The following is a 26,886-nucleotide window of genomic DNA, read 5'->3' on the forward strand; positions in this document are numbered from 1 at the left end:
AGCACGGCGACGAAGATCTGCGCCGTTCTGCGCTCACCGGTCAGGCGGTCGACCACCACCGGCACGCCATCGCCGGCCGACGCCCGCAGCACAAGGGTGGGCACCATGCCCGGTATCGGTGTGGCGCTTACTTCCCTACTGCTGGCTGGCCCGGGGCCCGCTGTAGAGGCGGGCGGGGCTTGGCTAAACCAGTGGTGCCGGAGTAGGCTCGCCATGAGCTGTGGTGGTCTGGACCCGCTCAAACGTCGTGAGGAATGCCGCGATGGACGCCACTATCACGGCAATCGCGAACAACAGGATCACAGGGCCGGGTTTCCGCTCAGTACTCATGAGCAACTCCACAGACGGCCTGGCAGCTGAGCAGCCCCCAACTAAGCTCCGCAGCGGCGTCTTAGCTTTCGCTCGAGAGCTTCGGGCCGAGTGCTCTCCAAATATCGTCGTGAGCTTGCACAGCGCGGAGGATAAACCGGTTCAGATATTTGTCGATAAAATCGGGCCGTTGGTTCAGATCTCTTGCCTTAGGTAAGCGCCTGGGCACGCGGGTGCTCCCCGCGAAGCGTCATGCCAATGGTGGGCGGCTGTTGGACCCAATGTTCTTAGCGCCATGAGGAAACATGCGTTAGGTTTGAAAAAAACCACGCCATGGCGAGGCAACCCAGGTCGCCCTCCAGGCCGAGGTCAGCCCTCATTTCAAGCGCATCCCGAAGCCTACAGCCAGGACTTCCAGTCGGTCTGACTGGCCACTTGCTACCATTCGGGATCGTCGAGGCTGCCATACTCCCGCACGATGTACTCCCGCGTGAAGCGCTCGACCGGGCTCCAGTGCTCGCGAATGACGATTGTCGGCGTCGGGGGCCTCCAATAGTCGGGATGGATGACTATTGTCGGAGACGGCGGGTAGACATAGGGCGTATGAACACGCCAGCAAACCTCTCCCCTACACGCAATAGCGGCGGAGGCGTCCGTGCTGGAGAGCGCAAGAAGACCGGCAGCAACGCTCGCGGCTAGAAGAGCGTTCCTGCCCAATGACCGGTTCAGCTCGTTCATGTTTCCCTCCTCAGTGACAGCGTTTCTTCTTCGCTGTCTCAAAACAAACCCCGGCAGAAACCGCTTAGTTTCAAGCTTCGAAGATTAAAACTCGCCTGTCTTCGAAGGCACCCATCAAGTCTCGCAACCATCTGGCATGATTTCATTCCCTTCCATCTACATCGCGAAGTGAGCGGTGGGCTGCAGCCTGGCAGGCCGGCCGCTCTTATCCCTCGGCAGCTGTTCGTTATCCACCGCTGCCTTATTCGTGCGGAGCGCATCGGCTGTTAAGGGTTGATTTAGTTCCCGGCATGATCATTGGCGACCGCAAAGGGGCCTGAGCATGCAATTGCACCATGCGAATACCTTGGAGAGGACCGTGACCGTCGCGGATCAGGGCAGTGGCGAGGTCGCGACACAGCCCGTCACTCTCGATCACCTTGATTTATCGACCTCTATTCGAGCCGAGGTCCTGGCGCTACTGGCGCCAAGCGGTCACTCAATACCCACTACTTGCTTCGTCGTGGCCGCCTTGGCGGGAGGCTTCGGATTGGGCTGGGCTGGTGCGTGGTACGGTCCTGCAGCTATCTCGGCTCTCAACCCAGTTGCTCAAACGGCTTCGCGTCGCATGCCGGATCCAAGGGCAGGAGGTAAGTCCGAAAGCGCCCGGAAGATTGGGTCAGTGTCAGCCTCGCGAACAGCGCCTGGTTTGGGGCAACCCTCCACAGTCATCGCGAGCGTTGCTCCGAAGCCTCTGGCCAAAGCGTCGAGTGGGGCGCAAACGGCCGAAACTTTGAATCCAGCTTCTTCCGCTGTCGACACAGAGGTGTCTGTGACTGGCTCGCTTGCGCCTGAGGGGTCGCTGCTGTCGATCCCCGAGACAAGACCAACGACCATTGCAGGTTGGGCTGTGCTTGACGTTCGCGGCGGAACGGCGGTGCTTGAAGGGCCCGATGGGGTTCGAATGGCAGCACGGGGCGATGTGGTCCCCGGCGTCGGGCGGATCGACTCTATCGTGCGCTGGGGCAATCGCTGGATAGTTGCGACTGCGAGCGGATTGATTGCGACGCCGTAAGAGGCGCGCATAGTGTTACGAAAAAGCGCGCGAGCCTATCAAGGAGACAAGCGGGCACGGAGAAGATAGGCCGTCATCCTGTCGCGCGAATCCGCACAACTCTCAACTGCCAAGAGAGGTCTGGCGAGACCTCCTCGTGTAACCATCGTATAGGCCGCTGGCTAGAACTTTCCCGCTGCAGGCCGAGACGCCATGGTCGGAGTCAATTTAATTGTCTGCGACAAATTGAATGCCGTTCTCCACTGCCAAGGCAGCTAGCGTGTCTCTCCCGGGGGCGCAGGGTCAGTCAGCGATCCGTTGGGGCCAACAAGACAAGGTAGGCTCGTCGGCGGGAACGCGATCTTTTGTCAATTTCTCGATTATTATCTTTATTATCCAATTATAATGCTATATATCAAATCACGTTTAATTAAGACATTTAATTTGGGCCTCATTTTAGCTCTGACACTAGGAAATTCCTGCAAGGAACCGCGTGCATTTGAGGAGAGGACAATGCCTCAACGTGACATCAGGCTCCCGACCGAAAGCGACATAGGCAAACTTGAAACGATGGTCGTGAAAGTGCCCAGCGCAGAGATTGCTGCTCAATTCGGTCGAAGGCCCGCAGCACCGCCGGTTGAGTTTCTAAAACTGTTATTGACGAAGCCGGAAAAGTTAAAGCGCAACCATTCTGGTCCGGACCCTGGCCCCTCAGGTTTTGATTGGCCCAATGATTAGAGCTGCGAAAAGAACGGAATCGGCGGATCGCCGGAGAGGCGCGTCTGGGGCGCCGGTCGGCTCGAAGCAGCGCGCACGGATCGATTTCACAGCGGCAGCAGCACTAAAAAAATGGCCTTCAATTGGAAACCAACGCGCAGCGGCATCGCTTGGTCCTTATCTTGTAATCGAGGGCACTTTAGACGCATGCATCCGGGGTTTCTTCGCGAAGCCCGCCAGCCAGCGTCATCTCTACGAAATACATACTGCCCCGCAAACGCAAGTTATTACCGCCGTACTGGGCCCAGAACAGATAGCCGAGATCGCTCGGCTGCGGGATTTTCTTTAAGGCAAGCAAGCCCCTGCCGCTGCCGCAAGGGCGTTGAAAGTGTTGGCTTATGTGAACCAACTCTTCGGTGACACTGGAAGGCACGCACCATCGCCGCCGAATCATTACCGATGCGTGATTTGCGCTCCTCGGGCCTTGGAGGACACTATGGATGAGAAGAACCCTCGTTTGAAACAAGTTGCAAGACTGGGTTTGATCAGCTTCGGCCATTCGAAGGCAGATTGCACCATTCGCAGCATATCTGCGTTCGGCGCAGCCCTCGATCTTGCTGCAGATGAAAAAATTCCCGACGAATTTGCGCTGACTGTCATTCCCGACGGTGACCGGCGCCGCTGCGCAGTTGTCTGGCGTAAAGAGAAACGAGTTGCTGTCGCGTTCTATTAATTAATGCGTCACTCAATTACGGGCCGGAATGCCGATCCCGATCATCTAGGCAGTGTACCCAGCTGTGGACGCCCCCGAGATGCAAGCGATTTTTGAAGAAGATCGGCGTAGTCGGATGCTGCCATCTGTCCGGCCTCTGATGGTGCAGCGATGAAGCTGCGGGCCCGTATGGGAGTTCGCAGACCGGAACCAAATCATATGCGCCCGATTCCCAGAGTCTTCACTCCGCTTGCTCGTCGCGATCTTGGCGGATCAGTTCTGGGCACCGAGAGAGCTAACGGACTGCTTGGAAGCCATAGCGCAAGCGAAGCCGCCTTTGCGTAAAGACCATCGATATCAGCGGCTAGCTGACTACGCCCGACGCCGTGGGCATTAGCAGTTTTCAGACTTACGCGCTGGTGCGTTTATCAGCTCGGACCTCAAGCCCCGGCCGTTTGCGGAAATGCGGGTAAACAGGGTCTTCCGCTCCTTGGCTCGCTTCATCGTTCGGACCGGCTTGCCAGTTCCGAAAGCCCAGCGCCGGCAGTCCTAGTTCGCGATACAGCTCACCTTGAGGTGCGCGCTGACCGGCTAATCGTGGGCTACACCCTATGGTAAACTATATGTGTGCCCTAGATTGATACCGCGATCGTCGGTGGATCAAGCTTTGCGGTATCAAAAGGAGGCACCGTGAGGCTCCTTTCGCGCTATTATAAGGTGCACGCTGGCTCTGATTTGATACCGCGCCGGGATATATTGATACCGCGTTTTAGTTTTCTCTGCCCCAGCTCATAAATTGTTTGCCCGCCAGCTCGCCCGTGACGTCGCAGCCCCAGAACGTAAGTTTCCACTCGCTGGCATGAGGGAGCTTGCGATTGAACCCGCCTTTGGTCGCGCACTCAATGAATCCGCGGTCCTGAAGCTCAACAAATGCCCGGGATGCCGTTCCGCGGGCAATATTGCAGCGCTCAGAAGCACGTCGGACTGAAAGCCCAATTCGTCCGTTGTTAAATCCGTCGTATGCTCGCGCGATTTCGATCAGCACCGCCCGCGCCGGGCATGTCAGCGACAAATAAGCCGGAGAGTCGAGCAGCCAGCGATACAAACGCACGTGGGGTGCATCAAGTCGCTTGTTACGCCTGCGGCATCGCATCACGCGCCTCCTGCCTCAGAATGCGGTCCGTGATTGTTCGCGAGTTCAGGCGTACCTGAAGGGCCCGGCGGGGCTGAAACCGCACCAGTGCCGTTCTGTGGGTCAGCAATGGGCATCAGGACGGCCCGCCGATGATTTCCAGCACAGTTACGCTACTGCGCAACATGTAACGCGCGTGAAACCCAGCAAAGGGACCACTGTGCGCGTCCTGCAGTGTGTCGATGACGGCGCCGAGCTTGCGACACACGCCGGCTTCCGAGTGCATCGGCAAGTCACCGCCCGGCGTCGGCCGCGACACAACCGGAGATTCGTAGTCATTGGCTGGCCGATATGCGAAGCTAAGACATATTTCGCGTCTCGGAGGAGAAACCCGATGCGCCTTGTATTGCCTTATCTAGGAATTGGTCTCTGCGCGTCGCTAGCGGCGTGGATGTCGGTGATGTTGTTTTATTGAACTCAGTCCGCCCAAGCGCGTCGACTGGGCGCCCCTTAATGATCTAGGTGTGAGGGTCGTTTCCGTGCGGCTTTTGCAGAATTTCGGCATGTGTCCATGCGCTTCACGATCGCGTAGGGATGGGCGCTCGGACGGATCGCGGCCAAGCTTGGATTGCAGCTCGACGAGGTCGATGAAGACGTCAGCCTGGCGGCGCAATTCGTCGGCGATCAACGATTAATGAGCTAATTTGTCCCTGCGCGGCTGGTCACGCGAGCTGCCGCATCATCAATTCGAATCACGCATTTACAATTGCGACGTATGTAACGTGCAGGGTTATTGGTGTTTTTGAACCGTCCAGAATGACACGGAGACTCTTGGGATGATACCCAGGACCAATCACCGTTCCGTTCTTGCCGCAGAACCGTGGCCCCGCTGAGGGATTTACCTCGATGCGATAGCCAATCATAAATTGGCCTTTATTGACAGAGGCTCTTGCATCGCTGGCGCCTGCACCAAATTCCGGGATTGGCCCGACCTGCGTCCGCGGGTCCACCTTGGGCTGGGTCAATACCGACTAGGCCACGGCGTTGGTCGCAGGAGCAGCTTCTTAGCCGTTCCTGCGACCTCCACTTTGAGGCTCCGGCGCTCTGATCCGCAATTGGATTGGCAGCCGGGAGCATGGGGCTGGAAACTTAAGCCTGCCATGTTCGCCCCGTGGCGAAAATTCGTAGCGAGGCAGACTCCGGTAGTTATACCGACTCCATTTTCGGAACGGGGTGTTCTACTGTGAGAACACCGGCGCGATTTAAATACCAACCAATTTCAAGTTGCCCGGGAATGCCGCAGTGGGGCTGGAACCACGCTGCGGCTTTTCCCATGGGCCGACCTTCATTTCGAGGCTTTTTTTGGCAGCTTTCCATCCGAACTCGCTGAGGTTGTGACTGGAAATGCGCCGACTCTGAGCGCATGGTAGGCAGATGCAGGTGCAATGCCCAAAATGCAAGGTGATCGTCGCCATTGGCAAAGCTAAGTGGTTCTTCGACGGCGGCGAATGTAGGGAGCTTCGCGGTACCGTCGCGGGCGATGCTAAGGAATATGAAAAGTGCTCGGTCCTCATCGAAGCTGTGTCGACCGTCAGGAAGAATGCCGCCACCTAAGCGAGCGCCTTAGCGTCCCATGTCGCCCGTGAGCAAGAGCGAACCTCCCAAAAACCAGCCAAAGCGCGGATGCTCCCAGCTGCGTGGTTTCGCCGAGAGACGGCCCCGGCTTTGGGGAGACCTGGGGTTAAGGGGCCGGGGCCGCTCCGCCAGCTCAGGGCGCCGAGCCAGCGCGGATTCATGCCGAATGTGCCCGGCCCGTTCCTAACGGAGCGCCATGAGGTCATTCCCAGGTGCCAACAGCCGCACGTATGTTCCACTCTCATGCAGCTCTAGCCATCCCTTCTCGATGGCGCACCTGATGCCGGCGCCGAACTCCGGGCCGCTTCCCTTGAGCGTGGAGACGAAGGGATAGTTGATCTTCTCAATGTGGATGCGCCCATCCTGGACCGGCTCGATGCTGGCGGCGAGCTCGATCAGCTTGCGGGCTGCGGCTTGTGGATCGGCAAAAGGGCGTTCGGTGACGTGCTTCATCGCTGGAATCAAAACCTCACGTCCCTGCTTGGCCTGACTTGCCCGCGACTGTCATGCCAGTTCGGGACGATATGCACAGATCCTGCCGCGCCGCATCTTGAGCAGACCAGGCGCAAGCCGACGCGGGACCCACGGCTGATCTGGGAGAGTGCGTCGAGTCGCACGCCGACCCTGCGATGGCAGGGGCCGTTCAAGCACTGGATGCTGCAGGTCGCGGCCCGTCAGCCAACGATTCCGCGGGGCTGCCGGGCGGATAATGACCGGACCATATGTTGTATCGGCGAGTGCGCACGCCGCCATCAAGCGGCATCGTAAGTACATCGCAAATTATCGATTCCTGGTAGGTCCGGCCGTGCTCCTGCCACCGGCTGTCGTGGGTGAGGAAGCGCCGTGGACATTGGGAGATTTACGATCGAGTTCCTGCTGGCGGTGGTGGTGATCTGCAAGGCAGCCGCTAACGTATGAAGAATATGGATCGCGAACGCGAGAAAGAAGCACTTAGAGGTAAATTGTCGTATTGGGAATCAGCACGCACAATTCCCGTGACGATAGTGGCTTCAATGTTAATCGGGTCACCGCCGTGGGGCTCTGCGGCTTTTTCCAAGTGAAGGAAAGTGCGATTTTGTCGTCGATTGGGCTATCGATCGGACCTGGGGCCCTGACTCCGTTGCCGCAAACCAAGCTTTATACCCTGACGGCACGCATCCATCTCAGGGCGGACAAAGCAACATGGAGGCAAATTACTTTCGACCTACGCTCAATTCCCTCTTTCCCTCAGTTGATTCATCGTAGAATTCGGTCTCATTCGCGAGACCTGCAGGCTGTAATCGACTTCAACATTTCCCGAGGGCGCTGGGCGAACGAACTCAAGTGTTCTGATGGAACTTTATAGCCCCATGATCTTTGCGTTAGGCGCCGAAGTGAATAGGCAAACGATGCTCCGCTGGCTTAGCTCAGATCGTCAAAAGATCCGAAGCGATCGAAAGCAGCTTGAAGCGAGGGCTCGCCGCCTGCTGCAGAGTTACCTGACGGCCAATGAGTGGCAAAAACACCAATACTATCAGGCAATCGCCGGCGCGGCTTCAGCATGTCAGCCTGGTATTGATGATCCGCGCTTAAGTAACGAGAAGCTTGCTGAATTAACCGCTCAGGCGGCGACAAAAGTCGTCCAAGTACGTAATCGGAAAGCAAAAGATGCGCACGATCATTCAGCTGTACTAATCACCGATGCATACGCAACGGTTGCAATCGCCTTTCGACGAGCGGCTTCAGCCTACTCTGCTGACAAGGAAATGGAGCAGCTGGGCACCGCCGCAGTACACCTGGTCACGATAGCGAATTCAATTATGAATGCTGGATCGGAGCGATCACCGACACAAATGTGAATGTGGCTTCGGCCAAGCCAACGTCCCTCTTCGCTCTGGCGTATACCTTGCGCAAACCCTTTCTCCTAAGCGGCCCGTAAGGCCTTGCTTGTACCGTCGCCCCCAATAAGAAAAGGCGGGCGGCATGTCGATTGCATTTCGGATCGTTGTTCTCTTGTTCTCTGCTTACGCCGGTTGGGAAACCCCAGGCATTCAATTCGGCGAATTGCGAGAGCCTCAGCAACAAGGGCGTTCTCCAACCGGATAAGTAAGGAATGAACAATACAACCCTTCACCTTGAACGTCCGCAACCAAGCGAAGTTCGGCGTGCTGACGTCGCGCCGGCCATCGGTTATGCGATTCTCGTCGATGGTCGTTTCAAGACCGAATTTCTTGATCAGGACGCCGCGACTAAAGCGGCCCTTGAACTGTTGGCCAAGTATCCGATGCTGAAGGTCGAGATCTACGATGCAGCATCGAAGTCACGGACGCCCGCGAAATAGCCGCTGCGTCGCGGCATGCGTGATAACCATGTCTTCTGTTTTAATCTACCTTTAGCTTTTTGCTAACAATCGAGGTCGCAAGGTCGTCGACAAACGGAGGCGGCCTGTGCCTTTGATGAAATATTTCGGATTCGTCGGCAGCGCTCTCGTCGTGTTGCTGATCGCAATCAGCTGGTGCTTCCCGCAGCAGGCGATCGGCCCGGGTAACAGTGACGTAGAGCGACCGTCCATAAGGATCAGCTCAGCCGAGCGGGCACCTGAAAGGGTCATAATCGATACCAGCTTGCCGACCATTGTGGTTCCGTCGAACATCAGTCCTTCTACATCGATGACGTGGGTGCAATCTGCTCGGCCTCTGCAGAGCGCATTTTCTGAACTCGACGTTGCCCCGAAACCGGTCACTCCGAAATCAGGCGGCGAGCTCTTGAAGCCGAAGCATGCTGCAAAAGGAGAATCTGCGAAAAAAGTCTCTAACCGTCGAGCAGCGAAACCGTTGAATATTATTCCCGAACCGGCAGCGGGAGCGCAAGTTGCGGCGCCTGATACAAGACTGTCGTTACTGGAAACACTCAAGGAGCGGCTAGAGCAGACGTTTTTCAAGCTGAACTGATGACGGTGCCGACTATAGGACCTCGGCGAGCGCCATTCACCGCGGACGCGCCCCGGCTCGATTGACCGTCTCGATAAATTGCCTCTGAAGATGGCATCCGGCAGCAAATCGGCCCGCTGCGTCACCGGGGCGGCTGGCGCAAGCCCGCACAAAACGGCTTTAGTCCGAAGTCGAATAGCGCCACGTCGGCGGCATCGGGCTCGCGGAAGCAGCAAAACCCCGCCCGCGTAAGCCGCTTCTTTGGAAGGGCGCCTTGTCGTAGAGCGGCAGAGATAGACGTCGCGATGGCCAATCGGCGGGCACGATCGACGGCGAGGGAAGCATTACGCCTACTCCGACACTACGAATCGTGGAAAGACGGCCCCGGTCGGGCGCCTGGGTTGGGGCCGTGGCCGGTCGTCGGCAAGCTGTTGCGGATTCAGCAGAATGCGCGAGCCGGTTCTCCGCCCGGCTGACGATGGTGAGACCGTTTACGCGGGCAGCCCTGCCCAAGGAGGCCTCTGACCGCAGGAACAGTTGATTATAGGCTGAGCTGAGGGAAGGTAACCCTCGGCCACAGGTCTCGGCTCCTGAGCTCGCTTTTGCGAGCCGCCATCGTCGACCTGATTCACATAGTGAAATGCAGATGCGGGTGAGAATGCGGCAACGTCCACATACCGCGACCTTGACGCTGGCAGTTTCTCCGAGGTGCTCCTCCCAGGTGCCGCCGGCTCTAGTGTTGCGCCCAACGGGACGGCGCGGCCCCTCCGACGCTGGTTGAGTCGTGCCGTCCCGGACCTGGCGATGGTCTCTCCATCGCAGGCGCGCGCCCTGCGCAAGTATTCACATGACACTGGGCACATCCGCCAACCCTCGACCGTTTTGGACCGCCCGGGCGTCTCGCGGAAATCGCACCGGCTCGCAACGGCTGCACCGGGCTGGTGGGATCTCGTCCCGCTCAGGCTCGGGCACTGTCAGCTCCAAAATCGTCCTCAGTCTGACGACATTGACGACGCGAGCTCTAGCCCGGCACGTCGTGCCAGGCGGGAGACGCGTTCCGGTAGTGAGGCGCACGACCAAAAATCACTCGGCGCTTACGAAAATAGGAACGAGGTCTCCGCTTTCACATTCCTTCCGAAGTGCAATCGGGAGCCTCAGCATGGCAACGCAGATCGTGATGGATCACAGCGGCGACAGCCGCTACTTTTTCGACAATTCCAGCGCTGATGCTCTGGTACAGGCGGAGAGACGTTTTCTGGAGTTCACCGGGAAAGGATACACTGCAGCGGTGCGGAGTAGCCCGGAGGAGGTAACCAGGATCACCACGTTTGATCCGACCGCCGAAGAGACATTGTTTTTTCCGCGCCTAGTCGGTGGGTGATGGCCAGGTGAAGAGGAACTTAGCTCGACTCAGCCGGTGGCCCCTCCGTAGCCTCTCTATTGGGAAGCTCTATGAAGCATCCAAGGACGAGAAATCGATTCACGCTCGTGCGCTACGCCTCCTTCGTTCTTGGCTTTCGCCTCAGCAGAGGGCGGACTTTGATAGGAAGGGATATTTTGATGTCGTGGGATGCGATACTGGGAAGCGGTACCGAATCCGGCGCGGGACGTCCGCCAACGTCAACGAGATAGACGAATACGGGCGGCTCGGAACGGGGCGCTGCTTCGTCCCGTTAGGTGGCTTGGCTCAGGGCGACGTCATGCTTGCCCAGAAAATAGCTCTTGAAACCGACGAGAACCGCGCGTTGAGCATCGCCAACAGCTTTCCGGGACCGCTAGGCTGGCGCCTGCCCAGGCGTCGCCCGGCAGATGCTAGGAGCTCGGGCGTACGCCTTTCCCCGAGCTAGAATTCGAGCCACGGTGTTGCTCATGCGGCGACGCTAGCGCGGCCTCTCGATTGCACCACAACCTCGATGGCTGACGACTGTTGGATCATCTGTCCGGTACCACCGATGGCGCCCATTGCCTTATTGATTCGGATTGCAGCCCTGGCCGATTGGCTCTTGAAATCGGCAATACGGGAAAAGTCTTCGTCATCTGCTGCGTAAGCCGCTATTCGGCCTGAGCCGACGAGCCAGGGACTGGGCGTTCGAACGGGAGCTATTTTGTTTCAAACAATGCCGTTCTGCACCTCGTTTTCTTGAACGCAGCCCTGGATAAAAAGGGCTGAAGAGCTGAAGGGCTGCGGCGACGGGCTAGAACAGTCCGCCGCCTTCGAATTGGATTCTCCGTGCAGTGACAGTGCCCGGACGCGCGGGAAAGCTCGCAGGCGGCGCGACGTGAAAGCCTTCAGGGTCGATGGAATTCCACCGCCCGCTGTTTCAGAGAAACTCTAGCCGCGAAGCCTGCCTGCAGCCACGCCATGGCCCGCGTGTGCCCCAGCCTTGCGCGAACTCTCATTTCCCCACCAGGCACTGAACTTGTAAGCTGACGGCGGTCACGACCTCCCGAGAATTCCCTCGATTTCCGAGAACGTGAGCCGGATAGTTTGCGCCCTTGTGCGCCCCAGCTCCCTCGATAGCGGATCGTAAACGGACATGACGCTCGGCTGGTCACGTCGGTCTATCATCGCCGCTTGCGGGGATGTTGACCCCCCGGGCGGCAAGTTCCAGCTCAAGCTCAGTGATCCGCTCGAAGATGCGAGCAGCAATCGCCTCGGAGTCTTCAACGCATAATGATTGAATGCCCCTTGAAGATAGCTCGTCCCTGAGAACCTTCGCCACAAGCAATTGAATTGCCATTGGATCAATCCTAAAAAGACGATCCAACCGCAACCGAAGGGCGAGCGCAAGTGTTTACGTCGTGCTGCCGTGCTTCGGCTAGTTGTCTCTCGGCTCCGAATGCTGAAGCCGCGCAGCTGCTCGCATAAGCTTTTCTGCCGCAGCCCTTAACAGCAACCCGTGTGCCCCATCGGGTGTCCTACCCTGCGTGGTCTGTAGCCGATTGGCCGTCTCGCTTTGCTTGAGTACGAGTCTTTAGCCTATCCAGCTTCGATTGCTCCTCGCTCAGACGTCTTTCGACATACTGCCGTTCGAAGTCCGTCAGAGTGGTTTGCAATAAGAGGTGATAGCGCTGGATATTGTTGCGATGTGCCCGGACCAAATCGTCGTCAATCATCGTCGTCGCCTTTTCCCCTACTGAGACAAAAAACGATTCATGATCAAGCTGGATGGGCAGGCGAACTAGCAACAGCCCGGAGCATCTCCGCCGCACTCTCCATGGTAGCGAGCTTTGGTTTCCCAATCTGTGAACTATTTCACACGGCCTTGCGATTGTCGCCTAGGTGGCAGCAGACATAGTCCAGTTGGTTTAGCGGGCGTGGGTCGGCTGCATCAGCCCGATAACAGCGGTATGGATGCCTAGCACAGTGGGGCGCGCCGGGTCATCGAGCTTGGCTGAAGGCCAGAATGGTTTCTTATGAAGTCCAAGTCGATCAAAAGCGCAGGAAAAAAGCCGTCAAGTCTATGCATCTGACGACTGCGGCGCCAAGGCGTGGCGGTTTGATCACTGCATTTTCTGCCCGAGGTCTCTCAGCAGCGTGTGAAGAAAGTCGCTGGCATGCTCATACTGCGCGTTGCCGTTCGTGATTTGACGGACGCGCGGATCCAATAAGCGGCCAACGGTTTCGGAGCCGAGCATCTCAGCTCTGTCCGACCACTGCTGCAGCAACGTATCGGGTATATCGTCCGCAGATCCGAACATCCGCAAAAGGGAATGTTCGGCCTCGGCCTTATGGTCGTGATGAGCCTTCGCGGCATACAAAGCGAATAGTCCCCGGAAGGCATCACGGGAAACGGCAGGTTTTCCCATCGCAATGTCCCTAAAAAAATACGTTCTCAATGGACGCAAGTTTGACGCCCCCAGTTCGGGAAAAGCTAGAAAAAAACAAAACCCTGTGCTCAACCGTTTTCGAAGAATTTGCCGTTGGACGCTGAGTGCAATGCCAACCCGTCAATGATCTTGACCGATTTTGACGACGGCCTGGTTGGGCATTCGAGGCGCTCACTGGCTCTTGTTGTTCCCCAGCCGCTCCATTGCTGAAGCGCAAGCCGGCGGAGAGGCATCCTGTACAAAGCCAGCGCCGAAGTTGCGCCGACCGGGCGGCTTGCAATAAGCTTCATTCATTAGATCCGAATTATTTTTGTGGAGTAGCGTCATGTCGAGCGCGATTGAGTTGATTGTGGACGGCTACGCGGGAGTGAAGGACCGCCAGTCGCTTGAAGAGCTGAGGATCCATCGCCGGCGACTTGCCGGAGACCTGAAAGCCTGGGTGGGCTTTGACTGCAGGTTGTCGATTGCGCAGATCGAGCAGGACATCGCAGCAATCGAGGCGGGACTGAAGACGTTGTCGGGTCCGGTCGGCGGCTAAGCTAAGGAGTCAACCCGACGGCGGCGTGCGCGCAAGGAGCCAAGTGCTGCGATCGTTCATCATGGCTGCCCTCGCACTGGTTTGGGATCCTCGTCCGCGCTTAGCCTGACGTCGGAGGAGATTATCGCTAAGCTTCGCGCCGCCGGCTATTCGCACATCCAGGAACTACCAGCCGGAAAGATAAAGACCTACAAGGCCGTCAAGCAAGGCACCGCGCGCTCGCGGATTGGCGACAGCACCTGCCACATCGCAGAGGTGGCGAGATAGCTAGACGGGCAGACGAAGCCAGACGTCTTTACTGGACAGTGTGCCGGTCGGCGTCGCAATCTCCATATCCACGACGCGAAACGAGCCATGGCTTTCGTAAACGTAGCGAAGGTGCCAGACGGGGCCGGGTTCCGGCGAGATGGCGAAGTCGTCCAAGGCAGACGCAACGTATCGAACGGCATCGCGTCGCTCAACCGAGGCGGAGAACATCGCCTCTATCAGCGCGGCCAGGCTCATGCCGCCGACCAGCATGGCTCGTGCCGTTTCGTCGCCGTAAGTAAGCCGCAGCGCAGTCACGACTGCCGCAATAGCGTCGGGGTTCTTCAGAGCCACGGTAGATCCGCTTCGCCCAGCAAAACCATAATGCGGATTCCGCCCCTTTCGTGCAACCGGCATCGATTGGGCGCCAACTGTCCCAACGGCTAAATGCCCAGGGCGAGCCGCTCCCACGAAACTCGATCAGCGGAGCAGACGGAAAACTGCGGCTGGAGACGCTTGAGCCGTTCTCACGGTCCTCCGACTCTGAGGCCCCAACGACAGGCGTACCTGAGGGGCGCTCGCCGGGCGTCCCGTGCGGCGAAGGCCGCAGCGGGAGGTTAAATCGCTGCGGCCCACGCGTCGTCAAATGAAGCCGGGTTAAAAACACCAAGGTGGGCATTCTGTTCCGAAGGCGGAACAATTCCGTTTTTCACGGCTGCGAAGCGAGAGGGCGCGGCACAGAGTCCCGGTCATGGTGGGCTCGGTTGAGACCCGGTTACTGGCATTTCCCTGATAGGACCGACTGCGGACGCAAGAGTTGCCTTAAGTCCTCAGCCCCTCGCAGAAATTAAGCTTTCCGGCGGGTTCTTTTTGACTGTGCGGGATTGAGCGCATTCACTCCATGACGTTGATGGAGACGAGCGTGATCAGTTGGCTGCTAGTCATCATAATCGCGGCCAGCGTTGCGGTCCTGATAGCTCACGCGATTGACGCCATCCGTTCCTGAAGCCGAGCGCAGCGACGGAAAGTGGCACCCAATCTGATGACAATTTGAAGGACGGAGCATCACTCGGCTTGCTTGTATCGATCCGAAGCGGAGATACTGTTCTAGACCGACAAGCATTGTTGGCAATCCTTATCGGTCAGCAGCAGGTTTAACTTAAGCAGGACGGCCGCAGAAGCCGAATAGCCTTCAATTGACCAAATTGTTTTTTTGCCTGTGCAGGCGGGGCAGGACACGCGTAGGAGTCCTGCATGTTGAAACTAGTCTTTTTCACTTCGCTTGTTTTCATCACCGGCTCAATCCCATCTGAAGCGCGTCCCTTCCGCAATCAGCAAATCGCCGAATGCAACGTGTCGATGCGGCCGTGTCCCAGGTGGTGGTGTAGCTCGGTAGAGCAAAGCCGGCCGGACGCGTGCCCTCAAATAGCGCTGTAGCGGGCGGGCGGCTTTGCGGTGGTCACCGGCAGTTCTCCGGTAGGATCGGGCTGCGACACGCCATCGCGAGCGAGCCGGAGGGGGCGCGTGATCCGCGGTCGTCCGGCCGGCTGCCCTTCCTCATATTGCGGTTGTGGCGCCGCGCTCCGCGTGTTCGGTCGGGTGATTCCGGAGCTGAACCTTGCGGCGAATTGGCTCCGTTTTCCCCGTACATCGCCAGCACCGGGGATGGTCGCCGCACGCCGCGGCCACGTGTTTGTATTGGAACAGCACGTTGGTGGCGACATGTGGATGGCGTACGACTCCAACTCTGGCGGGCATGCAACACGGGTTCATGCTCGTTTATTGCGCGGATATACGGTCGTGAATCCACACGCGACCTAATCGAGGAACCCATCGGCTTAATGCGGCGACTCAGCAACGAAGCCTTTGTCTCGGAATTTGTCAGGCGTTCGCGCGCAAATGATAGGGGCCGAATGATGCCAACGTGGCAATACGGTTGCTACTGATTACCGGCTGGTGAGTCTGTGGGGAGATTGGATTTCCGCGCCGACGCAAGTCGGGCGCTTGTGAGCCGGCCGTCGTCGGAGCAACGAGCCATCCCAGATGCTGCGCCATCGTGACGCTCACATTTCTACGACCCTGACTGTGGCGCAAGAGAGCAACACCCCGCACGGCGTTGCGCGAGACTACAAATGTTAATTTGCGCAACGACCGCGAGTCAGGCCACCTCTGTGCAATGAACCACCAAGTACGGAGGTAGCAATGAAGATCGCGTCGGGAATCGGAGCTGCCGTTTTGTTCCTCATCACGATGAGCTCTGCCGCGTATGCCGCACGCCAACACAGGCCCGGCGACCGGATCTCCTGCTCGGAAGTCAGATACTACGTTGCAAGGTATTCAGCAGCGGTGGCTGAAATGTATGCCCGTAGTCAGGGTGCCACCAACGTCCAGATAGAGCGGGCGCGGCGTTGCTTGGCCTCGAACGAGACGGCCGAATCGGGGCAACAGCGATCCTACAGTGAATGAGCAGGGCCAATGAAGCCGCAGCTGTGATGGCTCAGTGTTATGCAAACGGAGGCGGTTTTCGCCGCCAGTAGGCTTCAAGTAAACCGCGATTGGACGGCGACCTCCACGGAAGCACCGGACGAAGCCAGATGCGGACACAGAATTCTCGACCTGCGGAGGCAATCGAGCACGCAGAGAGCAAATTACTACTGCCAATGAGACGGTGAGCGCACCGTATCACGCTGCGGTTGGTCGAGGCGCCCGTCACGGGATGGCGGGCTTAGAAGTGTCCAGTGGGCGTGCGAAGCTATGGCTGCAGCGCCTCGAGCTTGGCGCTCTTGCCGTCGACTACCTTGAACATAACATAGTGCGGCTGCATCTGCCCGTTCGGCAGGAACTGGACGTCGCCGAACACCGTCCCCTTGACTGGCTTGCCGCGGATCGCCTCCGCAACGGTCTTGCGATCAAGCGACTTTGTCGACTCCACCGCCTGCGCCCACACCTGCACGGCAGCGGCGCCCAACGCGGCGCTCTTGTCGGGAGCGGCCCCATAGGCCTTCGTGTAAGCGGCCACGAACGCTTTACTCTCTGGAATGGTCGTGAACGGCGGCAGGTCGGGGAAGAAGATGTCCGCCGATATCACGCCGTTATTCGCATCGCCGGCGACCTTGAATACCGTGGTCAACATGATGCCGACCGCGCCGACGAAGGTCGACTTGATGTCGGCCTGGCGGTACTGCTCGACCATCGCCGGCAGGCCCGAAGAGTTCGAGGAGTTGGTGACGATAACCGCGTCCGGATTAGCGCCTTTTAAATTGGTGAGCTGGACGCGGAAATCAGTATCCTTGAATGCGAATTTCTCAGTCATGACGACCTGGCCGGAGAAATTCAGCTTCTTGAACTCGGCTTCGACCGCGGATTGGAAGCCGTTGCCGTAGACGTCGTTCTGAGTCAGGAAAGCCACCTTCTTCGCTTTCATGGTCTCGACCACATATTTGGCGATCACGGCAGCGTCAAAGCCGTTCGAGCTGTTGATGCGGATCGCGTACGGATTGGTTTCGCCGCTGAGGATCAGCTCCGATTTCGAGACCGCCGTGATGTCGAGAACGTTGCCGCGAGCGAGGATCGGCTGCATCGCGAGCGTTACTGGTGAGTTCCAGCCTTCAATGACCACGTCGGCCTTCTCGGCAATCATTTCGTTGGCGCGGCTGACACCAACTGCGGGTGTGCTCTCGTCGTCCTTGGAGATCATCGTGAGCTTGCGGCCGAGCAGGCCGCCCTTGTCGTTGATCTGCTGCACCATCAACTTGACCGCATTAGTCACGGTCTGTCCATCTGGGCCGGCGCCGCCGCTCAGCGGGAAGATGGTGCCGACCTTGATGTCCTGCGCCATCGCCGGCATTGATGCGAGACCCGCCAGCAGCGCGAGAGCCAGTTTCGTCTTATGCATGCTATTCCTCCCAATATGTGTCTTTAGGACTTCTTGGTAATACGGCGATAGAGGCCTACGAGACCGGTGGGCCAGAAGATCAGGACCAGTGCGAGCACGGATCCCAGCACGATCTTGTTCCAGTCACCGCCGAGCGAGAACAGGTTCTGCTGGGCGATCAGGAGTGCGGTGCCGATCAGGGGCCCCAGCAGGATGCGGCGTCCGACCAGCACGATGGCGGTGAGCATAAGGACCAGAAAGTAGGATTCGAACATGTCCGGGCCGACATAGGCGCGCTGATACGCGTACAGCCAGCCGGCGAGCCCCGTGATCGGCGCGGATATCACGAATACTGCGAGCCTGATCCGGCGTGGATCGACGCCAAGGCTCGCGGCGAGTGCCGGGTTCATCTGCACCATCAGCGCAGTGGTGCCGAGGCGGGAGCGACGAAAGCGTGCGATGAAGGCCAAAGTCAACACAAGCAGAGCGAAGGCGATCGGCCAGAGATCCTCTTGCATCGCGCCGGAGAAATTCGTGAAAATCAAAGGCAACTTTAAGGGCGGAATGCCGACGATGCCATCGGAACCGCCCACCGCGTCCCAGTTGAAGGCGATCTCGTAGGCGACGACGGCGGCCGCGTAGGTCACGAGCGAGAAAACGAATTCGCGGGTCCGCAAGGTGACTGCGCCGAGGAAAGCAGCTGCCGCGAGGCACAGCGCGATTGTCGTCGCAGCTGTGATCCATCCGTTAACGCCGTAGCTGACGGACAGGTTCGCGGCTGCATAGCCGCCGATGGCCCAGAACACGGTGTGCCCGAGGCTGACCTCGCCGAGATAAGACAGAATGATATCGGCACCGTAGCACATTACCGCGAAGATCGCGATCGTGGTCAGCGTCGAATAGGCAACCGAGGTGCCGCCGAGCAGGCGCGGCAGGAAGAAGCCGATGACGACGGAAGCCGCGATTGCGACCAGGCGCAGGAACGGGATCGATAGCGGCCGGGGGGCTTCGATAGTGGTCATCTGGTCGCAAGCCCCGCGGGACGGATCACCAGCAAAGCCAGCAGTAGCGCAAAGGCAGCCGCCGTCGTGTAGGCGGGCGCAACGAATGCGCCGAAGAAAGCCGTAAACAGGCCGAGCCCGATGCCGGCCGCGAGCGCGCCGCCGATCGAACCGATACCGCCCAGCACGACAACGACGAAGGTCATGATAACCTCGTTAAAGCCCATGCTGGTCAAGATCGGTGAACGGGGCGCAACCAGCGCCGCGCCCAGAGCCACCGCAGAACATTCGAACATGAAGACGAGCAGATAGACCGTCTTGGCGTTGATCCCGAACAGCTCCGCGAGCTTGGGGTCCTCGGCGACGGCGCGAATGACTGCGCCGAAGCGGGTACGCTGCGTGAATACCCAAACGGCGCCATAGAGCAGAATCGTCACGACAAGCACAAGCACGTCCTGCCAAGTGAACCACAGCGTACCAAGATCCACCTTGGCGCGCGCCAATGTTCCGGGAAGGATTTGCGGATTGCCGCCGAAGATCAGGGCGCTTACGCCCTGGAGTACATAGCCCAGCCCTAGTGTCACGATCATCAGGCTGGTTAGGTTCTGGGTCATCACCAGGCGCATCATCGCGCTTTGCATTAAAAAGCCGGTTGCTCCGAGCACCACAATTGCCACGAGGATGGCGAGCGGATAGGGCAGACCAAGCTTGGTGATGGCGTACCAGGTGACGAACGCCCCGAGCATATAGAGCTGACCGTGTGCGAAATTCACGAGGCGCGCCACGCCTAGCAAAATGGTCCAGCCGAGGGCGATGCATGCATAGCCGGAACCGAGCACGATGCCGTTGATGATCTGCTGCGCGACGTTCATGGCGGTGCATCCGCGACCGTGCCGAGGTAGGCCTCGATGATGCGGTGATCGGCCGCCATTACCGCGGCCGCACCTTCGCCGACGACCCGGCCGCGTTCCAGCAGATAGAGATGATCGACTACCTTAAGCGCCGCTTTCACATTCTGCTCGACCAGCAGCACCGGCAGCCCGCGATCGACCAGCAGGCGGATGCGGGAGAGCAGGTCGGTGATCAGTCGAGGCGCGAGCCCCGCGGAGGGCTCGTCCAGCATCAGAACGCGCGGTCCAGCGAGCAGTGCGCGTCCCACAGCAAGCATCTGCCGCTCGCCGCCGGACAGTGCCGCGCCCTTGTGCGAGCGGCGCTCGGCTAGGCGTGGAAAAAAGTCGAAGACCTCCGGGGTGGTGAAGAGGTGCCTGCCGGTCGCGTCGGCCGGGGGACGCACCAGCTCGAGGTTCTCGTCCACCGTCAGTTCGGCGAAAATGTTCTTGCCTTCCGGTACCAACGTGAGGCCGCGTCCCACCCGCTCGTGGGCCGCGAGCCTCTCGATGTTGCGGCCCTCAAGCTGGACCTGACCTGTTACAACGGCGTGGCCGCGTGACCAGCCGGCCAGCGCGTTGACCAGCGTGGTTTTGCCGGCACCGTTGGCGCCCACGAGGCCGACCATCCGGCCGGCGGGAACGTCGATACTAACGCCTGACACCGCAACATTGCCGGCGTAGCGGACGCAGAGATTGTCGCTGCTCAGCACGCCGGTCATTCGTCCCGCCCCAGATAAGCTTCGCGAACCCGGGCATCGCGTTGGATCTCGGTCGGCGTTCCCGTCGCCAGCATCGCGCCCTGGTCGATCATGACGATGCGGTCGGCGATTGACATGATCAGGTCCATGTGATGCTCGATCACCACAAGGGCCAGCCCGCGCTTGCGCAACCCGATCAGGACGTCGGCAAGCTTCTTCATGTCGCCACCGCTAAGGCCGGCGGCAGGCTCGTCCAGCAGCAGCACTTTTGCTCCGGTGCCATAGGCAAGCGCCACCGACAGCAGCCGCTGCACGCCGTAGGGAATGTCGCCCGGAAGCTGGCCATGGTAATGCCGTGGGATGCCGAAGAAGTCGAGTAGTTGTGCGGCGGCGGTCTCGGCGGAACGGCGGGTCGTGGCCTCGCGCCACGGTGCGAAAAGCGAAGTCATCAAATTGGTCGAGAAGTCGCGGAAGATCGACGAAACGGCATTCTGCAGGACCGTTAACTCGCCGAAGAACGAGTTCTGCTGGAAGGTTCGGCGCAGGCCGCGGCTGGCGAGATCAAATGTTTGGAGCGCGGAGACTTCGCTGCTATCGAGGAAGGCACGGCCTCGATAGGTCACGGCGTTGGTAACGGCTGCAAAGCAGGTGCTCTTGCCGGCGCCGTTAGGGCCAATGATGCCGAGGATCTCGTTGCTATGAACCGACCAGCTCATGTCGCGCAGCGCGACCAGCGCGCCGTACTGGACGGTTAAACCTTCGACGCGCAGCACCTCGCCGGCACTCGTGCGGGTTTCCCCGGAATTTGCCACCCGGCTGTCCATCCCTCGTTGTTCTGATCGCAGCGGTGGCGACCGGTCTTATTGGCGGGCAGCTAACGGAGCAATCGATGGGGATCAAATCGCAGGAGAAGCTGCCTCGCATAGGGATCGTATCGCTGACAGACAGCGAAAACTTGTGCTGACTGGTTGCCTTCGACACCCTGGGGTCTAGCTACTGCGAGGCCCGCAACCTGCACGGAAAAAACCTGGTTCGTCGGCAAGCTCCTGCAGAACGGTCGCTCGGGCAAAGGTTCGAGGGACGGTACGGCAAAAGGACACCGAGCGCGGGCGTCGCGAGCCCGAGAATAAAGAAGTTGGGGCACCGCATGCACATCGCGCTTGCAAGACTAACGAAGCCATGATGCGCGCCAGGTCACGCGAAGAGTTCTACGATCTTCGCCGAAACGGCGCGATTGCATCGAGACGGGACGTCGATTGTGATGCCCCAATAACAATCCAGCTATGGGTCCTGGTTTAGCCGCAAGTAGGCCATTGAGGAAGGCTGTCTCACTCGAGAGGGTCATTTCCTTTCGGCTCTTGCAAGAACTTCGGCATGTGGTTACGCGGTTCACGATCACGCGGAGCGGGACGTTCGGACGGGTCGCGGCCGAGCTTGGACTGCAGCTCGACGAGGTCGGTGAAGACGTCGGCCTGGCGGCGCAACTCGTCGGCGATCATCGGCGGCTGGCTGGCGATCGTGGAAATCACGGTGACCCGCACGCCGCGGCGCTGAACGGCCTCGACCAGAGAGCGGAAGTCGCCGTCGCCCGAGAACAGCACCATCTGGTCGATGTGCTCGGCGAGCTCCATGGCGTTCACGGCGAGCTCGATGTCCATGTTGCCCTTGACCTTGCGGCGGCCGGAGGCGTCGATGAACTCCTTGGTCGCCTTGGTGACGACGGTGTAGCCGTTGTAGTCGAGCCAGTCGATCAGCGGCCGGATCGAGGAGTACTCCTGATCCTCGATGATGGCGGTGTAGTAGAACGCCCTAAGCAGCGTCCCGCGGCTCTGAAACTCCTTCAGCAGGCGCTTGTAATCGATGTCGAAGCCCAGAGTTTTCGCCGTCGCGTAGAGATTGGCTCCATCGATGAAGAGCGCAACCCTATCGGGAGAGGGAGGTGACATTCTGGTCGAGCCTTTGCCAGCGCGAGTCGAGGTCTGGGAGCAGCGCAGAACCTCGGTCGCATACTCCGGAGCACTATGAAGAATAGCTACCTGAGATAGTCAGTAGCACAATCTGCTTCAAGCTGTATTGGCGATGCGGCGCTCTGGAACTCGGTCTGGCGCGGCAAGTTGTGTCTGGCCAGTGTGGCATACTTTCTGCTTATTGAATCACGCCTTCTGTTTGCTGAAAATCACTTATCTCAAGGGCGCGCGGCACGTCATGACCGCCTGCGAATTCGCTCTCTTTGGTTGCGCGATTGCCAAGCGAGGCCGCGTCTGGCGCTGGTCCGTTTCCGACAACCTGGGAACCGTACTTTTACTCGAGACGGAACGAACAAGGCCAGCGGCTCAGTACATGGCCGCGCGCGATGTTTCAGCTGCTCCTGACAACCCGCATCGAAGCCGTACGAGCCGGACCTGAAGCCGAGAGGCCGGATCACCTTTCTATCTAGTCTGCGCCTGTCGGAGCTGTCGGATAGTGCGTCGTAAGCAGAACTAAGCCAGCTTGCCGCCACGCCACGTGAACCGCACAGCGTTCTGCCGGACGCCCACCAACGTCCTTCGGAGTGGATCGTAGACGGAACCAGTGTCCTCCTTCGTCATCTATCACCGTCTTGGCTTTTCAGGCTTGTTGAAGTCGCGCGGCAAGCTCCAGCTCAAGATTAGTGATGCGCTCGAAGATCCGCGCACCGATGGCCTCTAACTCTCCGGTTCGCTGAGCTGCCTCAAGCACAAGGCCGCGGTATGTCTCCCGCACGGCCCCGCCCGGCATGGGTGGGAAGCAGCCAAGGGAGATGATCGCCGCGAAATTGGAAACGAGGTTTGTCAGCCATCTCCATGCGGGCGCACAAGCGGGCCGTCCCTTTGTCCAAAAACGACCGGACAAGGGCATGGACTTGCATCTCGTCCGGCGGCCACGCACCGCATGGAAAAATGCCGCGCTCAGTTGGGGACAGAGCGCCCCCAAGTTACAGGAAAACTCGGCAATATGCCCCACGTTCTGGGTGCCGCTTCGGTCAGCCATCTCAGTCCGCAGCACGGCTTTGCCAGCACAGCTTGACAACCTGCTCTCCGGCCTAGCGTACCGCAGGCGGGGAAAGAACCTTACGCGGACCGCCTCGCCAGCTCCGCGAGCAGCAAATCTCGCGCCTGCAAATGAGCCTTTTGGGTCTCGATCACGGTGTCCAGAACCGCAAACGCGATTGCGAGATCGCGTTCCCCTCGCTTTAATTCGGCGATCACCCTCTCTTGCTGGGCGATGTGTTGCTCGCCTTCGCGAATACGTCGTTCGACTTTGATCAAGCGCTCGCGCAGGCGCGGAAATGGCCGCACCCTCCGGTCCGGCTCAAAACGAGCAAGACGCCGTGATCCACACCAAACCTCAACAGGGTCGTCCTCCACCGCGGCGGAGCCAAGCTGTAGAGCTTCTTCCGCGCTAATGCAGTCAATCGCTTGCGCGTCCAATGTGCTGCCCCAATCGTTAGTCGCGAAGATAAGGCACCGCATTGCACGTTTCATCCTGGCGCTTTTCGCTCGGCGTGGAACTCCCTACGAGGCGAGAACGTTCCTGCGCTCTGGCGGAGCACGTCTGGCGCGATGAACGTGCAGCACGCAACGTTGGCTTAGGAAATAACGGGTAAACTCCTCGGACAATCGCCCCAGAGCGGCCTGTCGAATGCGATTCAGATGATTGTCGCCGGCTACATAAGGGTGCGGGACCGACGCGCTCTGGCCGACTTACTGGCGCACCGTCGCAAGCTGCTTACAGAGCTGCAAGCTGTGACCGGCATCAATCCGGCGAGCTCGGTTGCGGCCGTCCAGGACGAGATCGCCATTATCGAAGCGGGATTGGAGGAGTTGAGGCCTCCGCCCGGCTCTTTGCCCGAGAACGAGTGGAATTAGAGCTCGCCGTTCAAGCTGCGTCCTTGGCAGTAACCGGGCGGAAACCGATCGCGGCCAGTTATGATGTGACGGGGGACTGCCGATCCATAGACATCAAGACCCGTTTCCCCACAGAGAATCGAACCTCTGGTTTCTGATCGAGCGAGAAATGCGCGTAAACAAGATCAATTGGGACAAGGTCGGTCGCGTTACGGAACCGGGCCGATATAGGTGCTTCTTCGGTTTCGTCACTGTCACGCCAGAGGACATCGACGTGTGGACGCGCTTCCCTGAAGCAACGTTCACCTTGATCACGCAACTGCCGAACGAGATGTCGGTCGGCGAAGAATACCGTCTGGGCGCCTTTGACATTGGCACCCCTGAAGATCCACTTGGTAGAAGCATAGGATCAGTACGCCCGAACCTGCTTTTGGGCGTGAAAAGCCCAGCAGCGAATGCCCATCGAGGAACGGATGTCCCATCAGCTTGTGATCGCACCGCGCGACCTGGCAGTCCGATCAGTTCGGATCATGAAGACATCGGGACTGGCGCTCTATCGTGCGAGGCCTGATAGCCCGGTCGACAGGAGCACATTGGAGTGGTACAAGCTGCATTGTGGTCGTCGCGGTAAGCAATTGACATTGTTGGATCTTTTAGATTTGATGTCCAGTCCGCCCTGGCCACCATTCACTCACTCAAGCATGCAATAGGGCTCCTCGAGGTGGCCGCGGCAGGATGGTCTCGTCAGCTTCGGCGCGCGAATACCAGCTGTCGGACGTCGATCTTTTCGGCCCTGAAACCTGCCTCGCAGTAGCAGAGGTAATATTCCCACAGCCGCCGGAACGGCTCGTCGAACCCGAGCGAGGTCAGGCCCGTCCAGGCGTGGCCGAAGCTCGTTCGCCAGACCGCGATCGTCTTGGCGTAATCCTGTCCAAAGACCCGCTCGCGGATCAGAGGCATCTGCACGCGTTCGCCGAGCGAGCGCAGGACATTCGGCGAAGGCAGCATCCCGCCCGGAAAAATGTATCTCTGGATGAAGTCCACGCGCCGCCGGTAGCTGTCAAAGAGCTCGTCGCGGACGGTGATCGCCTGGATACCGGCAAGACCGCCCGGCTTGAGCCGTTGATGAAGTTGATTGAAGTATGTCGGCCAGAACGGCTCGCCGACGGCCTCGATCATCTCGATCGAGGCGATACGGTCGAACTGCCCGTCCTGATCGCGATAATCCTGCAACCGGACCTCGACTTTTTCGCCGAGCCCGGCTTCGTGGATTCGCCGGCTGGCGTATGCGTGCTGCTCCTTACTGATGGTGAGCGCCAAGACCTTGGCGCCGCAAGTTTTGGCGGCATATTCGGCAAAGCCGCCCCAGCCGCAGCCGATCTCGAGCAGGGTGTGGCCGGGCCGCAGCTCGATCGCTTTCGCCAGCTGTTCGTATTTGTGCCGTTGAGCGGCGAGCAGGTCGGTCGCATCGGGCGAGAACAATGCCGACGAGTAGGTCATGCTCGGATCGAGCCAGGCCGCAAAGAATTCGTTGCCGAGATCATAATGGGCGTGGATATTCAGCCGCGATCCCAGTCGCGTGTTTCGTCGCAACCGATGCAGCGCGCACCGGCAAAGCCGGACCAATGCATTGCCGGCGAAGGCGCTGTCGACCAGGTCGTCGTTGAGACAGAACACGTACAGCAGCTGGGAGAGATGCGGTGTGCTCCAATCGCCTCTAACGTAAGCCTCGGCCATGCCGATATCGCCGCCCAGGACCAGGCTTCGCGCGAAGGCGTAACTGTTGAGCTCGATGGTCGCGGACGGACCCGGATGCGTTCCCCGCAACACCACCGTTCTACCGTCGGGAAGGCGAACATCCACGGTGCCGAGCTTGAGCCGCGAGGCAAGCCGCAGCGCGAGCCGCGCGAGCAAGGGAACGTCATCGAAACGAGCAGTCTGGTGAGTGGCTGCGAAATCCATGGCTTCACATTCAGCGTTGGTTCGGACGGGGGACGTAAGGAACATTTTTCAGCCAAAGCCGGATCGCTTCCCAATGAATGGCCGCGACGACCTTGAAGGTGAGAAGTGGCAGAGTGACGAGCGTCGCCGACAGCGAGCGGCTGGTCAGCGGGCGGCGTTGCCCAGAGAATGCGGCCGTAAATATCACACCATGCTCATCGCTCTGCACGATTCTGACCTTCACTTGCTGATCGGGCGGGGCAATGCTGAAGCGATATTGCGTTTGCATCTCCATGAAGGGCGAGACGTAGAATCCTTTCGCCTGGCATTGTCGTATGGCGCCGCCGGTGACTGGGTCTTCCACCGGAAGGATGTAGGAATGGATTTCGCCAAAAGTGTTGCGGACTTCGTAGATCAGCAGCGCAAGATTGCCGCAGTTGCCATAGCAGAAGTACATCGAAAGTGGATTGAACACGTAGCCGAAGAGCCGCGGATAGCACAAAAGGAGGATGCGCCCGCCCGACAGATCGACATCGCGTTGTTCGGCCAGGCGTCGCACATGATTGCTCAAGGACGCACCGTCACGGTTGCCGTGATCGGATTCGTGAAAGCTGAAGACTGAAGCGCGATTGACGCCGAACAGGCGAGACTGTCGATCCGCTTCATCAAGCCGGTCGAGGTCGATGAGCAGGTTCATGACCCGGTAAGCGAACCTGTGGTGCACGGGCCGCATACGTGCGTGCATCACCCGGCCCAGATAGAGCGCGGCTGCAGATGACGTCGCTGTTCGTTCTGGAGCGCTCGATTGCAACATCT

At 59.1% G+C, this 26,886-nt stretch carries 27 protein-coding genes and 1 pseudogene; 11 read left to right on the forward strand and 17 right to left on the reverse strand.

What is annotated here, in order from left to right; genetic code table 11:
* Positions 1–747 precede the first annotated feature (747 nt).
* Positions 748–1,047 carry a hypothetical protein gene (locus AC0L23_RS13860; protein ID WP_204511723.1) on the reverse strand — a complete coding sequence of 100 codons (300 nt, stop codon included), beginning with the start codon at positions 1,045–1,047 and terminating at the stop codon, positions 748–750.
* A gap of 1,546 nt (positions 1,048–2,593) precedes the next feature.
* Here AC0L23_RS13860 and AC0L23_RS13865 point away from each other — a divergent pair.
* Positions 2,594–2,818, forward strand: a complete 225-nt coding sequence (locus AC0L23_RS13865) for a hypothetical protein (protein WP_204511722.1) — start codon at positions 2,594–2,596, stop codon at positions 2,816–2,818.
* 475 nt (positions 2,819–3,293) lie between these two features.
* Positions 3,294–3,530 carry a PilZ domain-containing protein gene (locus AC0L23_RS13870; protein ID WP_204511721.1) on the forward strand — a complete coding sequence of 79 codons (237 nt, stop codon included), beginning with the start codon at positions 3,294–3,296 and terminating at the stop codon, positions 3,528–3,530.
* A gap of 748 nt (positions 3,531–4,278) precedes the next feature.
* Here the strand turns inward: AC0L23_RS13870 and AC0L23_RS13875 are convergent.
* The 3 genes and pseudogenes from AC0L23_RS13875 to AC0L23_RS13885 all read right to left on the reverse strand — a co-directional run.
* The gene (locus tag AC0L23_RS13875; RefSeq protein WP_446481228.1) at positions 4,279–4,620 is read right to left on the reverse strand and encodes a hypothetical protein; all 342 of its coding nucleotides are present in this window, start codon (positions 4,618–4,620) and stop codon (positions 4,279–4,281) included.
* 157 nt (positions 4,621–4,777) lie between these two features.
* Positions 4,778–4,927, reverse strand: coding sequence for a winged helix domain-containing protein (locus AC0L23_RS13880; RefSeq protein ID WP_473357013.1), 150 nt, complete (start codon positions 4,925–4,927; stop codon positions 4,778–4,780).
* Positions 4,928–5,159: 232 nt separating this feature from the next.
* Positions 5,160–5,329: pseudogene (locus AC0L23_RS13885) on the reverse strand (LabA-like NYN domain-containing protein); the annotation flags it as partial.
* A 773-nt stretch (positions 5,330–6,102) separates the two neighbouring features.
* Between AC0L23_RS13885 and AC0L23_RS13890 the strand changes: the two are divergent.
* On the forward strand, positions 6,103–6,255 hold the full coding sequence (locus AC0L23_RS13890) for a hypothetical protein (RefSeq protein WP_377789458.1): 153 nt from the start codon (positions 6,103–6,105) through the stop codon (positions 6,253–6,255).
* A gap of 204 nt (positions 6,256–6,459) precedes the next feature.
* Here the strand turns inward: AC0L23_RS13890 and AC0L23_RS13895 are convergent, their stop codons facing one another.
* Positions 6,460–6,729, reverse strand: coding sequence for a hypothetical protein (locus AC0L23_RS13895; RefSeq protein WP_377789456.1), 270 nt, complete (start codon positions 6,727–6,729; stop codon positions 6,460–6,462).
* Between the two features lie 878 nt (positions 6,730–7,607).
* Between AC0L23_RS13895 and AC0L23_RS13900 the strand changes: the two genes are divergently transcribed.
* The 5 genes from AC0L23_RS13900 to AC0L23_RS13920 all read left to right on the forward strand — a co-directional run bounded on the left by AC0L23_RS13900 (position 7,608) and on the right by AC0L23_RS13920 (position 11,032).
* A complete protein-coding gene (locus AC0L23_RS13900) occupies positions 7,608–8,114 on the forward strand; it encodes a hypothetical protein (RefSeq protein WP_473357014.1) in 507 nt (168 codons plus the stop codon).
* A gap of 254 nt (positions 8,115–8,368) precedes the next feature.
* Positions 8,369–8,596: a hypothetical protein gene (locus AC0L23_RS13905; RefSeq protein WP_473357015.1), complete on the forward strand. Its 228-nt coding sequence runs from the start codon at positions 8,369–8,371 to the stop codon at positions 8,594–8,596.
* 106 nt (positions 8,597–8,702) lie between these two features.
* Positions 8,703–9,206 carry a hypothetical protein gene (locus AC0L23_RS13910; protein WP_473357016.1) on the forward strand — a complete coding sequence of 168 codons (504 nt, stop codon included), beginning with the start codon at positions 8,703–8,705 and terminating at the stop codon, positions 9,204–9,206.
* A 1,138-nt stretch (positions 9,207–10,344) separates the two neighbouring features.
* Entirely contained in the window at positions 10,345–10,566 is a 222-nt protein-coding gene (locus AC0L23_RS13915) for a hypothetical protein (RefSeq protein ID WP_377789449.1), read from the forward strand.
* Between the two features lie 7 nt (positions 10,567–10,573).
* A complete protein-coding gene (locus AC0L23_RS13920) occupies positions 10,574–11,032 on the forward strand; it encodes a hypothetical protein (protein WP_377789447.1) in 459 nt (152 codons plus the stop codon).
* Between the two features lie 705 nt (positions 11,033–11,737).
* Here AC0L23_RS13920 and AC0L23_RS13925 read toward each other — a convergent pair.
* A complete protein-coding gene (locus AC0L23_RS13925) occupies positions 11,738–11,926 on the reverse strand; it encodes a hypothetical protein (RefSeq protein WP_473357017.1) in 189 nt (62 codons plus the stop codon).
* Between the two features lie 763 nt (positions 11,927–12,689).
* Positions 12,690–12,995, reverse strand: coding sequence for a hypothetical protein (locus tag AC0L23_RS13930; protein WP_473357018.1), 306 nt, complete (start codon positions 12,993–12,995; stop codon positions 12,690–12,692).
* A gap of 346 nt (positions 12,996–13,341) precedes the next feature.
* On the opposite strand from AC0L23_RS13930, the gene AC0L23_RS13935 reads away from it, so the two are divergent.
* Positions 13,342–13,554: a hypothetical protein gene (locus tag AC0L23_RS13935; protein WP_446481234.1), complete on the forward strand. Its 213-nt coding sequence runs from the start codon at positions 13,342–13,344 to the stop codon at positions 13,552–13,554.
* 267 nt (positions 13,555–13,821) lie between these two features.
* Here the strand turns inward: AC0L23_RS13935 and AC0L23_RS13940 are convergent, their stop codons facing one another.
* The 8 genes from AC0L23_RS13940 to AC0L23_RS13975 all read right to left on the reverse strand — a co-directional run bounded on the left by AC0L23_RS13940 (position 13,822) and on the right by AC0L23_RS13975 (position 23,766).
* Positions 13,822–14,154, reverse strand: coding sequence for a hypothetical protein (locus AC0L23_RS13940; protein ID WP_007604755.1), 333 nt, complete (start codon positions 14,152–14,154; stop codon positions 13,822–13,824).
* A 2,398-nt stretch (positions 14,155–16,552) separates the two neighbouring features.
* A complete protein-coding gene (locus tag AC0L23_RS13945) occupies positions 16,553–17,695 on the reverse strand; it encodes an ABC transporter substrate-binding protein (protein WP_204511711.1) in 1,143 nt (380 codons plus the stop codon).
* Positions 17,696–17,718: 23 nt separating this feature from the next.
* Positions 17,719–18,696, reverse strand: a complete 978-nt coding sequence (locus AC0L23_RS13950; RefSeq protein WP_204511710.1) for a branched-chain amino acid ABC transporter permease — start codon at positions 18,694–18,696, stop codon at positions 17,719–17,721.
* Positions 18,693–19,547: a branched-chain amino acid ABC transporter permease gene (locus AC0L23_RS13955; protein WP_204511709.1), complete on the reverse strand. Its 855-nt coding sequence runs from the start codon at positions 19,545–19,547 to the stop codon at positions 18,693–18,695. Before AC0L23_RS13955 ends, AC0L23_RS13950 begins: the two co-directional genes overlap by 4 nt.
* The gene (locus AC0L23_RS13960; RefSeq protein ID WP_473357019.1) at positions 19,544–20,284 is read right to left on the reverse strand and encodes an ABC transporter ATP-binding protein; all 741 of its coding nucleotides are present in this window, start codon (positions 20,282–20,284) and stop codon (positions 19,544–19,546) included. Before AC0L23_RS13960 ends, AC0L23_RS13955 begins: the two co-directional genes overlap by 4 nt.
* Complete coding sequence (locus AC0L23_RS13965; protein WP_231190562.1) at positions 20,281–21,075, reverse strand: ABC transporter ATP-binding protein; 795 nt, start codon at positions 21,073–21,075, stop codon at positions 20,281–20,283. The genes AC0L23_RS13960 and AC0L23_RS13965 overlap by 4 nt, the downstream gene beginning before the upstream one ends.
* Positions 21,076–21,591: 516 nt before the next feature.
* On the reverse strand, positions 21,592–22,209 hold the full coding sequence (locus AC0L23_RS13970) for a LabA-like NYN domain-containing protein (protein ID WP_473357020.1): 618 nt from the start codon (positions 22,207–22,209) through the stop codon (positions 21,592–21,594).
* Between the two features lie 1,143 nt (positions 22,210–23,352).
* Complete coding sequence (locus tag AC0L23_RS13975) at positions 23,353–23,766, reverse strand: hypothetical protein (RefSeq protein WP_473357021.1); 414 nt, start codon at positions 23,764–23,766, stop codon at positions 23,353–23,355.
* Positions 23,767–23,934: 168 nt separating this feature from the next.
* Here AC0L23_RS13975 and AC0L23_RS13980 point away from each other — a divergent pair, with 168 nt between their 5' ends.
* Together AC0L23_RS13980 and AC0L23_RS13985 are read left to right on the forward strand one after the other, a co-directional pair.
* The gene (locus tag AC0L23_RS13980; protein WP_204511704.1) at positions 23,935–24,150 is read left to right on the forward strand and encodes a hypothetical protein; all 216 of its coding nucleotides are present in this window, start codon (positions 23,935–23,937) and stop codon (positions 24,148–24,150) included.
* Between the two features lie 148 nt (positions 24,151–24,298).
* Positions 24,299–24,700: a hypothetical protein gene (locus tag AC0L23_RS13985; RefSeq protein WP_473357022.1), complete on the forward strand. Its 402-nt coding sequence runs from the start codon at positions 24,299–24,301 to the stop codon at positions 24,698–24,700.
* Positions 24,701–24,873: 173 nt separating this feature from the next.
* Here AC0L23_RS13985 and AC0L23_RS13990 read toward each other — a convergent pair whose 3' ends face one another.
* Positions 24,874–26,091: a class I SAM-dependent methyltransferase gene (locus tag AC0L23_RS13990; RefSeq protein WP_473357023.1), complete on the reverse strand. Its 1,218-nt coding sequence runs from the start codon at positions 26,089–26,091 to the stop codon at positions 24,874–24,876.
* 10 nt (positions 26,092–26,101) lie between these two features.
* Positions 26,102–26,884 (reverse strand): DUF1365 domain-containing protein, encoded by a 783-nt coding sequence (locus tag AC0L23_RS13995; RefSeq protein WP_204511702.1) that lies wholly within the window; start codon positions 26,882–26,884, stop codon positions 26,102–26,104.
* Between the last annotated feature and the right edge of the window lie 2 nt (positions 26,885–26,886).

This window comes from Bradyrhizobium sp. MI1.4 (assembly GCF_055811315.1).

Excerpts from the sequence above, each read along its gene's own strand:
- AC0L23_RS13860 (WP_204511723.1), bottom strand. The coding sequence starts at position 1,047 with ATGAACGAGCTGAACCGGTCATTGGGCAGGAACGCTCTTCTAGCCGCG.
- AC0L23_RS13865 (WP_204511722.1), top strand. The coding sequence starts at position 2,594 with ATGCCTCAACGTGACATCAGGCTCCCGACCGAAAGCGACATAGGCAAA.
- AC0L23_RS13870 (WP_204511721.1), top strand. The coding sequence starts at position 3,294 with ATGGATGAGAAGAACCCTCGTTTGAAACAAGTTGCAAGACTGGGTTTG.
- AC0L23_RS13880 (WP_473357013.1), bottom strand. The coding sequence starts at position 4,927 with ATGCACTCGGAAGCCGGCGTGTGTCGCAAGCTCGGCGCCGTCATCGAC.
- AC0L23_RS13895 (WP_377789456.1), bottom strand. The coding sequence starts at position 6,729 with ATGAAGCACGTCACCGAACGCCCTTTTGCCGATCCACAAGCCGCAGCC.
- AC0L23_RS13900 (WP_473357014.1), top strand. The coding sequence starts at position 7,608 with ATGGAACTTTATAGCCCCATGATCTTTGCGTTAGGCGCCGAAGTGAAT.
- AC0L23_RS13905 (WP_473357015.1), top strand. The coding sequence starts at position 8,369 with ATGAACAATACAACCCTTCACCTTGAACGTCCGCAACCAAGCGAAGTT.
- AC0L23_RS13915 (WP_377789449.1), top strand. The coding sequence starts at position 10,345 with ATGGCAACGCAGATCGTGATGGATCACAGCGGCGACAGCCGCTACTTT.
- AC0L23_RS13925 (WP_473357017.1), bottom strand. The coding sequence starts at position 11,926 with ATGGCAATTCAATTGCTTGTGGCGAAGGTTCTCAGGGACGAGCTATCT.
- AC0L23_RS13930 (WP_473357018.1), bottom strand. The coding sequence starts at position 12,995 with ATGGGAAAACCTGCCGTTTCCCGTGATGCCTTCCGGGGACTATTCGCT.
- AC0L23_RS13935 (WP_446481234.1), top strand. The coding sequence starts at position 13,342 with ATGTCGAGCGCGATTGAGTTGATTGTGGACGGCTACGCGGGAGTGAAG.
- AC0L23_RS13945 (WP_204511711.1), bottom strand. The coding sequence starts at position 17,695 with ATGCATAAGACGAAACTGGCTCTCGCGCTGCTGGCGGGTCTCGCATCA.
- AC0L23_RS13950 (WP_204511710.1), bottom strand. The coding sequence starts at position 18,696 with ATGACCACTATCGAAGCCCCCCGGCCGCTATCGATCCCGTTCCTGCGC.
- AC0L23_RS13955 (WP_204511709.1), bottom strand. The coding sequence starts at position 19,547 with ATGAACGTCGCGCAGCAGATCATCAACGGCATCGTGCTCGGTTCCGGC.
- AC0L23_RS13960 (WP_473357019.1), bottom strand. The coding sequence starts at position 20,284 with ATGACCGGCGTGCTGAGCAGCGACAATCTCTGCGTCCGCTACGCCGGC.
- AC0L23_RS13970 (WP_473357020.1), bottom strand. The coding sequence starts at position 22,209 with ATGTCACCTCCCTCTCCCGATAGGGTTGCGCTCTTCATCGATGGAGCC.
- AC0L23_RS13975 (WP_473357021.1), bottom strand. The coding sequence starts at position 23,766 with ATGAAACGTGCAATGCGGTGCCTTATCTTCGCGACTAACGATTGGGGC.
- AC0L23_RS13980 (WP_204511704.1), top strand. The coding sequence starts at position 23,935 with ATGATTGTCGCCGGCTACATAAGGGTGCGGGACCGACGCGCTCTGGCC.
- AC0L23_RS13985 (WP_473357022.1), top strand. The coding sequence starts at position 24,299 with ATGCGCGTAAACAAGATCAATTGGGACAAGGTCGGTCGCGTTACGGAA.
- AC0L23_RS13990 (WP_473357023.1), bottom strand. The coding sequence starts at position 26,091 with ATGGATTTCGCAGCCACTCACCAGACTGCTCGTTTCGATGACGTTCCC.
- AC0L23_RS13995 (WP_204511702.1), bottom strand. The coding sequence starts at position 26,884 with ATGTTGCAATCGAGCGCTCCAGAACGAACAGCGACGTCATCTGCAGCC.